General features: G+C 38.3%; 7 protein-coding genes. All 7 read right to left on the bottom strand.

The genetic code is table 11. From position 1 onward, the window contains the following. Window positions 1-13: 13 nt before the first annotated feature. The gene (locus Q0I54_RS01875; RefSeq protein ID WP_296115976.1) at window positions 14-2,410 is read right to left on the bottom strand and encodes a GH25 family lysozyme; all 2,397 of its coding nucleotides are present in this window, start codon (window positions 2,408-2,410) and stop codon (window positions 14-16) included. A 79-nt stretch (window positions 2,411-2,489) separates the two neighbouring features. Further along, window positions 2,490-3,638, bottom strand: coding sequence for an acyltransferase (locus Q0I54_RS01870; protein ID WP_296115974.1), 1,149 nt, complete (start codon window positions 3,636-3,638; stop codon window positions 2,490-2,492). A gap of 2 nt (window positions 3,639-3,640) precedes the next feature. After that, window positions 3,641-6,133 carry a sialate O-acetylesterase gene (locus Q0I54_RS01865; protein ID WP_296115973.1) on the bottom strand — a complete coding sequence of 831 codons (2,493 nt, stop codon included), beginning with the start codon at window positions 6,131-6,133 and terminating at the stop codon, window positions 3,641-3,643. Between the two features lie 150 nt (window positions 6,134-6,283). Further along, window positions 6,284-8,251: a L,D-transpeptidase family protein gene (locus Q0I54_RS01860; protein WP_296115971.1), complete on the bottom strand. Its 1,968-nt coding sequence runs from the start codon at window positions 8,249-8,251 to the stop codon at window positions 6,284-6,286. Window positions 8,252-8,358: 107 nt separating this feature from the next. Next, window positions 8,359-9,159, bottom strand: a complete 801-nt coding sequence (locus Q0I54_RS01855; protein WP_296115969.1) for a DUF4422 domain-containing protein — start codon at window positions 9,157-9,159, stop codon at window positions 8,359-8,361. Then, window positions 9,156-10,211 (bottom strand): hypothetical protein, encoded by a 1,056-nt coding sequence (locus Q0I54_RS01850; RefSeq protein ID WP_296115968.1) that lies wholly within the window; start codon window positions 10,209-10,211, stop codon window positions 9,156-9,158. Before Q0I54_RS01850 ends, Q0I54_RS01855 begins: the two co-directional genes overlap by 4 nt. Then, a complete protein-coding gene (locus tag Q0I54_RS01845) occupies window positions 10,208-11,329 on the bottom strand; it encodes a glycosyltransferase family 1 protein (protein ID WP_296115967.1) in 1,122 nt (373 codons plus the stop codon). Before Q0I54_RS01845 ends, Q0I54_RS01850 begins: the two co-directional genes overlap by 4 nt. Window positions 11,330-11,474 lie beyond the last annotated feature (145 nt).

The raw sequence follows: 11,474 nt of genomic DNA, 5'->3' as shown, positions 1-11,474 counted from the left end.
TTACTGCGCTTTATTATTTATTAACTTTGCCATTTTTTACAGTATAGTTTTTTTCGTCTGCTGTCACAGTTCCATTGTAACCAAAGTTTACTTTGCCGCCTTCCAGATACCACCAGCCATTCTGGTTCTGTGCGATACCATTATAAGTAAAATCAACCATTCCATCCTTGATGTACCACCAGCCATTGCTGTTTTTTGCCACTGTTGTATCTTTGGTCACTTTGCTTCCAACTACATGCCACCAGCCATTGACACCACCAATTGTGCCCTTAATAACATCATTTTTACGGAATGTTACTTTGCCGCCTTCCAGATACCACCAGCCATTGCTGTTTTCTGCAAAGCCATAAAATCCAAAGTTTACTTTTCCATTTTCGATGCGCCACCAGCCGTTTTCATTCTTCTCAACGCCACTGTGTGTGAAATCAACCATTCCGTTTTTGATATACCACCAGCCATTTCCATTCTTTGCCACGGTTGTATCAAAGATCACTTTACTTCCGATTACATGCCACCAGCCATTCGTCTCATTGACCGTACCCTTAATGACATCATTTTTCTGAAATGTTACTTTGCCATTTTCCAAATACCACCAACCATTGCTGTTCTGCGCAAATCCATTGTATCCAAAGTCTACTTTTCCGTCTTTGATATACCACCAGCCATTGCTGTTTTTCGCTACCGTTGTATCCTTTGTCACTTTACTTCCGACTACATGCCACCATGCAGTCTCGCCGTTAATGGTCGTCTTCATGACATCCGTCTTATTGTAGTTTACCTGGCCTTTTTCTACGTACCACCAGTCCGTTCCGTCACTGCCAAAACCGGTATAATTAAAGTCAACTTTTCCTCCGGATAGATACCAGGTTCCGTTTTCATTGCTGGCGATTCCATTAAAGTTAAAGTTTACTTTTCCGTTTTCAATGCGCCACCATCCAAGGCTGTTTTTTGCTACGGTTGTATCTCTGGTCACTTTTCCGCCAACGACGTACCACCAGCCGGATTCCCCATTGACAGTTCCTTCAATGACATCTGTTCTATCGTATTTTAATTGACCACTTTCTACATACCACCAGTCTCCCCCCACATGAGCGAAGCCTGTATAGTCGAAATCTACCTTTCCATCTTTCAGATACCAGGTTCCATTCTGATTACTTGCTATTCCCTGGAAATCAAAATTTGCCTTTCCATTCTCAATCCGGATCCAGCCTTTACTTGTTTTCGCTACACCTGTGTATGTCTCGTCTCTCTCTCCATTTACTGTGTAATACCAGTCTCCAGTCTCCGAATCTTCCACAATATCCGTCTTATTATTGTTATTTTCTTCATATAAATAATCAAGATCCACACAAGTGCTGATACCACCTATTTTGGCTCTGCTGCTACACTGCCAGATATCTATTTTTCCACCATAGAATTTTCCTTTTTCTGAATCTGTGTAAGAATGGGTATTAAAACGTGCCATCCACACTCCATACTTCTGTCCGAGTGCATCGGTATCCAGATCATGTTCCAGCCAGCTTGAACTGGAATATACCATGGCCTGATATCCTGCTGCTGTCACCTTATTACAAAATGCCGTTACATTTTCAGTTTTCTGCGCTTTTGACAGATTTGCATTATTCAGACGTTCCAGGGAGTTTCCATTCTTATCCGTATTTCCGGCATACTCATAATCTATTACTACTGGAAGATCAATCTGATAATCTTTGATATGATTTAATGTCCACTCAGCTTCTTCTTCTGCTTCCTGCACATTAATTGCCTGTGAAAAGAAATAAACACCAACTTTTATTCCTGCAGCTTTTGCGCCTTCAATATAAGTTTTAAACTTATTGTCTCCTCTAGTTGCAATTGTTCCACCGGAAAATCCTCTGTATCCGACCCTGATCATGGCATAATCCACACCAGATGCTTTTACTTTATTCCAGTCGATATTTCCATTATGATAAGACACATCAATTCCTGCTACAATACTTTTTCCATTGGTATTTGCCGGATTATGTGTATAAGTATTCGTCTTTGAGCCTGTGATATTCCCATTATTATCTAACGTATAATTTTCCCACGTTGTCGTCACACCACTGCTGCTTCTAGCTAAATTTACATTATCCAAAGAGAATAATGCAATATTACTGTCATCCACAGTAGATTCTTCTGTATTATCTGCATCTCCATGCTGCTGCATGTATGCTCTTGCATTTCCCGGATCATCCGCATCCCAGTCATCCGGATATTTATCTGTACTTACAGTCTTGGCTGACTGTTCTTCCTCATCCTGTGTTGCTGCCGTTTTTTCCACTGTGCTAACTGTATTTCCCGTAGTAACCACAGACCGCGCATACGCAGGAACTCCACTTACTGACATTGTCAAAGAAGCAATCAGACACATTACTGCAATTCTTTTCATTTGTAAACCTCATCTTTCTAAAAACAACTATATACTTTTTAGTATAACTCAATACATAAACTGGAACAAGCTAAACATATCATTTTCTCTTGTGAAAAGCTCGCATCTTGAATTTATTAATAACTTTTAAATAAAGTAATGCCACAACACATCCACAAAGCGAAGTAATAATAAAACTATCTAATCCGTATGTTTTTTCTCCATAAAGAACTTTATAGTAGATACTCCATATATACATATGAATCAAATACATAATCGTACTCATCTTTCTTAATTTATGATATACAGGATGATCCATTAATTTCCAATTTAAAATTATTCCAAAAAAACTTACTGTTGTCAAAATCAATAAATATGATCTCAAAAAATAATTCTTTAAAATGCAATTTAGAAAAAAACTACTTATCATAATTAAAATATTCATATTATAGGATATTTTTTGGAAATTGAAGCACATACCTATAGGAATAAATATCATTCCTCTGAATATACGCCCGTTATAAACTGTATGTGCAATTATATTTTGCACTATTTCAACACTATATTTACTGCTTTCAATTCCTGCAATCCAGCTTATTCCAATTGAAATAACAGAAAAAATTATACTCACTATCAAGAAACTATTTTTTGAAGCATTCAATTTTAACAATAATATTACTATGCACAATGTATATACGGTTGATAGCAAATACCATAACGGCCAAGCATTATATTGTTCTCCAGTAAAAAATATCCCTTGTAAATATGTTGACATAGCTTTTTTAAGAGAAATGTTCTTATCAAAAACATGATAAATTGTTAACGGGGTATATAATACCATCCAAATAAAATACATTTTCAGTATTTTTCCTATATAATGTCCTAATATAGATATATCTGATGTTTTGTTCGAAAATGACATTCTCCCTGAAAGTAAAAAACCGGTTGTCAAAAAGAAAAATGGTACTGCCATGTTAACAATATTATTATATACAATTTGAACTATGTCATTTTTACAATTAACCAACGGATTCGTATGTATTGCAACTACAGCAAAAGCCATAATGAATTTTATCAAGTCAATGTTATTATATTGCAACCGTTCAGTGCTAATCAGCTCACCTGTACTCATACTTAACCTTTCCATAAAAAATACTCCAACTATCATTTCTGTAGCTGGAGCATTTTTCACTTTGCATATTACTTTAAAATCAGCATATTGGGCTCTGGATAATCCACATTCCTTCACTGTTACATTCTTACCCAACCGTTTGAAACCCAGTAATTATGACCATGATACCATACATTTCCATTATATCCGAAATCTACTTTTCCTCCTCGGATATACCACCAGCCATTACTGTTTTTTGCAATTCCATAATATCCAAAATTTACTTTTCCATCTCGGATATACCACCAGCCAAGTTCATTTTTCTCTACACTGTTGCAGCTAAAGTCTACTTTTCCATTGACGATTCGCCACCAGCCATTGCTGTTTTTCGCCACTCCTGTATATGTAAAGTCTACTTTTCCTCCCTGGATGTACCACCAGCCAAGGGCATTCTTTTCTACACTGTTGCAGCCAAAGTCTACTTTTCCATTGACAATTCGCCACCAGCCATTGCTATTTTTAGCTACTCCTGTATAACCAAAGTCTACTTTTCCATCTCGGATATACCACCAGCCAAGTTCATTCTTTTCTACACTGTTGCAGTTGAAGTCTACTTTTCCATTGGCAATCCGCCACCAGCCGTTGCTGTTTTTCTCAATAGAATCTACAAACTGAATCTGACTGTCTTTTACAAACCACCAGCCTTCTTCTCCATTTACAACACCTTTGATAACATCCTTTTTCAGAAAAGACACTCTGCCATTTTCGACATACCACCAATTATCTTCATTCTGCACAAAACCGGTATAAGAAAAATCTGCTTTTCCATTTTGTACATAAATCCACTGATCATTATCTTTATACAATCCCGTATAAGAAGCTCCTAATTCTGCTGAATAGTCCCATTCATCCAAAACAGTTACAGAAAGAGGAATCGTCTTCCCCCCAACAATCGCACTGACAGTTGCAACGGTGCCTTTCTGCAGTCCTTTCAATGTACCGGTTTCCGAATCATAGGAAATATTTCCGTTTGTACGATAGGTTACATTTTTTGCACCATATACCGGAGTTGTCACTCCTACCAGAGTTGTTGTATGATTTTGTCTCACATAAACCTGTGTTACACTTTTTCCATTTGCATCTCGCCAGTCAACTGTTACATCTCCCTGGCCATGCTTTTGCATCATCTGATACATACCATCTGCAGCCATAATTCCATTTTCATTATGCCCAATCTGAGAATAGTGAATATCATAATGAACATCGGTGATCCTTGTCGGAACTTTACTGAATCCATCGCGAATCGGATAATCAAATGTACCATTATATTTTGAAAAATACTGACCTACACCGGCGTCACTTACCCATGCTTCGTTATCATTTGTCACTACATATACGTTATTTAATTTTGACGATGTACTTCCACCAATTCCATACTGCGCTGCTCTCGGTCCAGTCATAACCAGCTCATCCTCGGTCTCTTTCGATCCGACAGAAGAGCGAAGCATAATAATGCCACACTTTTCAATGGTTAACTGCTTTGTGATATTGCTGTACATCGTATAGAAATCATTATAATAATCAGATGCACTTCGCGTTCTGTCTGCAGTTTCTCCCTGGAGCCAATACATCAGGCGATGTCCTTCCGTGTAATGTCCGGATGTAATTTCTGCTTCGTATACTTTCTGCGCTAGTTTGCTGAGCGTAATTGCTCTCTCATATACACTCTGTCCCGGAAGCCAGCTTGCAATTGCTGTATCACTCCAAGCCACATTTACTGTCCAGACTTTTTCGCCTGTTAAGTGGTTCCATTCATAAGCCAGTGCGCTATCCGGACCTGTTTTTCCTTCACCCTCTGAAGACAGAGTATTTAATGGATATTCCAGTGTTTTTCCTGATAAAGAACTGTCACCATTCATTGAACCAGTCACAAAATCCTCCGCATTTCCTGCATTACATACTTTAGAAAAATTAATTCCTGTAATATTTCTTGCCCAGTTCCAGACAGTTGGCGCATATGTTGAATATACAGTTCCCGGCTCACAGGCCACTGACTTATTCAGTTGATAGCCCGTATTAGCAGAACACATACCTTCCATATTACTCTGTCCCATTAGATACATGATCGTCAGTGGTGCTGCTTCCACAGTCACATGAACATAAATTTTATCGTATAATGCCTCACTGTTTTCTTCCTTTGGAACCAAAACCAGAAGTGCTGTACCAACGCCACTTGCTCTCACATTACTGTCATCTGTCTGAGTAAGTACTTCATCTGATTCCTGCTTCTGTACTTCTCCCGTTTTCACTGGATGTGATTTGCTCTCTAAATTTGTTACATGATCAATTTTATAGTCATTATATTCTTCATGATCCTGATCAGAATAAATGGAATATCTGTCATCATAACGCAGCGTTATTTGATTTTCCTGAATTTTTATATTTGGCTCCAATAACTGTTCTGAAATTTCACTCTCATCAACTTCCGTCTGCTCTGCGCTTTCGGTCTGTGTCTCCAGTGTCACATTTGATGTTTCATCAGAAGCATCTGCTGCATATACTGTTCCTGTTGTCAATGTCAAAATCATAAGACCGCAGAGTAATGCAGAAATTCGTCTTTTCCAATTTTTCATTTCTTCACTTCTTGCCTTTCCTATTCATCTATTGTATTAACTCTAAACTAATTTTATATTATAACCCACATTTTTTTAATATTCAAGAGCACAAAAAATATGGATTTTAGATTTTCTATATCTAAAATCCACATTTTCTTCTTACATTTTTTAGAATACAATTACTTTTGTTCCGTTTGGAATATTGTCATGGATCCATTTTGCTTCACTTAAAGCAAGTCTTACACATCCATGAGATAACTGCATACCAAGACGTCCGTCCTGAATACTTGTTTTACTTCCTTTGTTGTAAATAACTGAATGGAATAAATAATCTCCATAGAACTGTGTATAATACCAGCAATCATAGGTTGGCTTTCCAAAGGATAAGCCTCGACCTGTTACTTTAAATTCTCCTTTTACTGTCGGTGTAGAAGGTTTACCCGGACTACAGGAAATATATTTAACAGTTGACCAGTTTCCCTGTGCCCCTGCAAAAACAGCTACCTTGCAAGCAGACGTATCTGTAACAATTAACCAACTTGTATCACTGGATGCGGTAGCTGCCCTGGCAGCAATCTGTGGGCTCACGCCCTGCATTGTCACTCTTCCGTTTGAAATATAACAATCAGTGCCATTCCACTTCATATTTCCATTGTAACCAAAATCCACTTTTCCGCCTTGAATATACCAAGCTCCATAACTATTTACCGCAATACCATTATAGCCAAAGTCTACTTTTCCGTTAGCAACACGCCACCAGCCAAGGTTGTTCTTTGCTACTCCTGTATAACTGAAATCTACTTTACCTCCGCGGATGTACCACCAGCCAAGATTATTTTTTTCTACACTATTACAATTAAAATCTACTTTTCCGTTGACGATTCGCCACCAGCCAAGACTGTTCTTTGCTACTCCTGTATAACTGAAATCTACTTTACCTCCGCGGATATACCACCAGCCAAGCTCATTCTTCTCTACACTATTGCAGCCAAAATCTACTTTACCTTTGACAATTCGCCACCAGCCAAGACTATTTTTTGCTACTCCGGTATAGGAAAAATCTACAGCTCCATTTGTGATTTTCCACCAGCCATTAGAATTCTTTTCTACACTATTGCAGTCAAAATCTACTTTTCCGTTAGCAACACGCCACCAACCATATGCATTTTTATCTACACCAGTATGACTATCATCTACTTTTCCGCCACGGACATACCACCAGCCATCTTCACTCTTTACGATATCATTACAGCTGAAATCTACTTTTCCGTTGACGATTCGCCAGGAACCATTTTCATTACTTTTTACACCAGTATAAGAAAAATCTACCTGACCATCTTTTACATACCACCAGCCGTTTGCATTTTTTGCGACATTGGTATAGGTACGGTCAATCAAGCCATTGTGATAGTAGTACCAATTGCCATCTTCCTGGTTTTTGATAATGCCATTGACCATGTCAGCTGTTACATTAACGGATGCTGATACCTTTTTCTCTGAATCCCATGCCGTAATCGTAGCGGTACCATTTTTCATCGGTGTAATGGTACCTGTCTGTGCATCTACCGCAATAACACCCGGATCAGAAGATTCCCAGATCAGATCCTGGTTTGATGCATTTTCCGGTGAAACAACTGTATCCAGTTCAAATGGTGTGGCATCTGTTACATGTACTTCCTTTACACCAAATGAGATAGATGCCACCGGAACCCAGTCTACATCTTCTTTTACATCACTCACTGCCTCACATTTTTCATCGGTACAATGTTTGCTTTCTGTCCCTTTCTGATCCGGTGTAGCAGGTTGATCGATGGTGTACTTGTCACTCCAGATATGCTTTGCTTCATCCGTATGTACTGTAGCGGTATATTCCTTTCCCGTTTCTGTACAGGTATACTTTATCTTCTGATAAACAGAGTCTGTATCCTCACTTTTCACTACTTCATACTCTTTGACATCATCTATATGTCCATTGTGTCGAATCCACATTTCCTGCTGTTCCGCATCCGTTTTTTCTTCCTGCGTCCCTGTCACAGGTACAGTGGCAGAAGCATCTTTTGCCAACGCAGGCACAGAACACATACCCGTGAGCAGGGCAGCTGTTGCCAGCACCATGATTGCCTTGTTTAATTTCATAAACCCACCTTTCTGCAAAAAATGTTTGTAACATTTACACCCATTCTTTACAATAAATAACTCTAAGTCTAAATCTTACTCTCTTTTTTATAAATGTCAACACTGGTTTAAAAGCTCTGTCCATACTTTCTATTTTTAAATTTTGCCGCAAGGAAATATCTGATTTTCTTTGGCCAGTTTTCTTTTCCGAGCTGAACCCAGGGCAGTTCCTTATATACAATATGATTATGCTCCAACCACACATCCAGTAATAATTCACTAATTCGTCCCATAAACCGGGCCTCATACGGCGTCATTTTGCTAGTATCAATTTTCTTTTCCACTTGCTGCAAAACAGGGAACAGCCATTCACAATACGCATGATACAGTTCTTTTTTCATAATAAACATATTAAACATATGACCGCTTTTACGCTGAAGCATTCTCGTAAAAGTCTCCTCATACGCCGGATAAAGAGACTGTATGATTTCTCCTGTGATATCCAGATGTTTGTGATCATGTGTATGTTCATAATGCTTATACAATGTCTCTATATAATAATTTCTTTTTTTCGGAACAATCACATCATAATGTTCCAAAATGTGATTCGCCTTTTTCCAGGTTAAAACAGATTCTTTTTTATCCTTAAACCAGACAGGAAAACCGCTGTTCCTGTTTGACAGATAACGTCTGTAATGTACCAGGCCAATATAATCTGCATCAAGATTCTTCCATGCCCAGTAAATACCTGTCAATTCGCAATAGTTTGCATTTTTCTCAGATATATTTTCGCCGGTATCGTCACCCTGATATCCAATATCTTCCTTTGCGATTGCATGACCTACATGTATCGGCAGATACATTTCATCCGACGGCATCCAATATCTCTTATGCGCAGCAACTATTATTTTTATATTCTTCTTACTCATAATCCTAATATATCCTCTGCTGTCCGTATTGCCTTTCTGCCAAACTGTCCTGTCCTTAATTTTTCTGAAAGCACTTGTGCAGCTTCTGCATATCCATTATACGTATTCTCGTCCAACATTTCAAATATTGTCGATAATTCCTTAAGGGATTCCACACAGATGCCAACTCCCTGTGTTTTTACAAAAGCCGCTTCCGCAGCTTCTTTCCAGATAATGACCGGCAGACCACTTGATAAATATAATGATAATTTGTGTGGATTATTGTAGCGTAAATATTGTCCGGACTGTCCGATACATCCGTCAATACCGGCTCCATCCCATACCAGACCAAAACCACCCGTCAATTTTCCAGGGATCTCATCTGTTGGAAAACTTCCGTAATACCGTACATTTTCACATTGATCCATTTTTTTATCATAATTCATTCCAAACAATTTCACCTGTACACTTGACAATTGACCAAGCTGACCAACATATCCACATTTTTCAGTATCAAGGTTTCCAGCTACCGTAATGGATCTTTCAAACTGTGGTTTTCTATACACACTTCCACTTTGCAGATAATCAAAAATTCCAAGTGTCACAATTTTCTCTTCCGGAACACCACACTCTATAAAAAACTGCTTCATCACCGCATTATGTACGATCCATACATCTGCAATGCGCAGCATAAAATCAAATTCACCCTTATAATAATCGTTATACCGAAAAGCTCTCAATTCCTCTACATCATGAATCAGGCTGACGAATTTCACATGTTTTTTTTCTTTCAGTTCCATGAGTGTTTTTTCTCTGGTTAATTGAGGATAATGAAACGGATGCTGTAATAAAATAACAGCATTCTCCTCTACCTTTTTCAGACATTCTGCCCAGTCTTTCCGATATCCAATCTGCCGCTGTACTTTTGCAAGCTTTGTCTTTTTTGTTGTATTCATGCGAATCATGACCCGCTCATACCCAAGCTGATCTGCAATCTCTGTAATATCCTGAGTTGCCTTTGTTCCCGCATGATTATGATTTTCAGAAATTTCTACAATTTGATATTTCTTCATTTTACTTCCTTTAAAAACAACTTCTCTAATTTTACTGTTTCCGTCTCTATATTATATCCCTTTTCCGTAAAATTCTGTTTTACTTCTGAAATATCAAGACGTTTCATCGTCTGCCGAATATGATTCAGGTGCTCACTCCATACGACTGCCCCCTCATCCAGATTCACAAATTCAAAGTTCGAATTAATTTTTACTTCCTGCGGTATTACTTTTGCAGAAGCCACCATTGGCACGCCATTCGCCTGTGCTTCCAACGCTGCTATCGGCAGTCCCTCGAATTTAGATGGAAACAAAAAAGTATCAAACGCACTCAGCCATCCACGGATATCCGTCTGCATTCCCGCAAAGTACACTTTTTTGCTGATTCCATACCGCCTGGTCAACTCCTTCAGCTCTGCTTCATCCTCGCCCTGTCCAATCAGAACCAGACAGGCATTCGAATCTTTTTTCAAAAACTGCTGAAAAATCTCCAGACAGAACTTCTGATTTTTCTGAAAATGCAGTCTGCCGACATTTCCAATCACCCATATATCGTCATTACACTGCAACTGTTTCCGATATTTTTTACGCTTTTCCTCATCAAAAGCCATACGTTCCACTGAGATAGAATTTCGGATCATCACAACTTTCGGAAGCAGACGTTTTTCATAAAACCATTTTGCAGCATCCTCAGAGCATGTCCAGAAATCCGTTGCGAATTTATCAATGCGTTTTCTATTTCTTTTGTGCAGCATGCCACGCAGTTTACTGTCCATATTCTGCGAATTATGACTGTGAATGATTCTCCGCGGTATACCATATTTTTTTGCCATGATCAGATAATCAATATTGGCCAAACTACAGACGTTTACCCAGATTGCATCATAAACACCCTGTGAAGTTTCAAAAAATGCTTCCAATTCTTTTTTATATTTTCCATAATTCTCACTGCGGGCTGTAATATGAAAAACGTTACCGCCCATGGCGACCAATTCGTCCTCATACGCCGCATTCTCATGAAAATTACAAAGAAAGTCAAATTGTATTTTTGTTTTATCAATACACCGGTAATAGTTCATGATCACACTTTCCACACCACCGGGATTTTCTGTCATTCCAAATACAAGAACTCTGTACATTTTCTTTTACTCCTAAAATAATCTGTCTGCATTTCCTATTTTTATCATTATGATAGATTTGACCATTTTTATACAAGTATATTATATACTCAAACCATCTTTTTCTGTACCTTTTTATTTTTAATTTTTTATTAAGTCACTGTAA

This window comes from uncultured Eubacterium sp., assembly GCF_934295145.1.
Taxonomy (GTDB): Bacteria; Bacillota; Clostridia; order Lachnospirales; family Lachnospiraceae; genus Eubacterium_I.
This window is presented reverse-complemented; position numbering and strand designations above follow the sequence as displayed.